The sequence below is a fragment of the Chryseobacterium phosphatilyticum genome, assembly GCF_002899825.2.
GTDB lineage: Bacteria > Bacteroidota > Bacteroidia > Flavobacteriales > Weeksellaceae > Chryseobacterium > Chryseobacterium phosphatilyticum.
Map to the genome: position 1 here is coordinate 1 of NZ_PPED02000101.1, position 452 is coordinate 452.

General features: G+C 66.2%; 1 protein-coding gene. It reads left to right on the forward strand.

What is annotated here, in order from left to right; translation table 11 throughout:
- Positions 1–364 (forward strand): hypothetical protein (locus tag C1631_RS23655; protein ID WP_228441536.1); only part of this gene is annotated, 364 nt, incomplete at its 5' end.
- Positions 365–452 lie beyond the last annotated feature (88 nt).

Genomic DNA, 452 nt, shown 5'->3' on the forward strand with positions numbered 1-452 from the left:
CTATCACCCAGTCCGGCGCCTTGGTCGTCATCCCGATGGAGCGCTGCGCATGAGCACCGAAAAATACCGCTCCGAGCAGGTCCAGCGAACCCTACGGGTCATGCTGGCCCTCGCCGCCAACGAATTCCGGGGGCTGCTGCTGAAGGAGGTGGCGGTCGCCGCCGAGTGCGACGCCAGCGCCGCCCTGCGCGCCCTGGAAAACCTGCGCATCGCCGGCTTGGCCGACCGCAGCCCGCATGACGACAAGCGCTGGCTGCTCGGACCGCGCCTGGTCCAGGTGGCCTTTGGATTCGACGAAGCCCTGCGCCGCGGCCAGGACGAACTCAACGAGCGTCGCCAACGCTACACCCGTCTCCCGAACTAAGGAAATCCCATGGCCCGTAAAGCATCCCCCGTGAAAGTGGAATCCATACCTGAAGTCAACCAGCAGGCGTACCAGGCCGAGGCAGGCG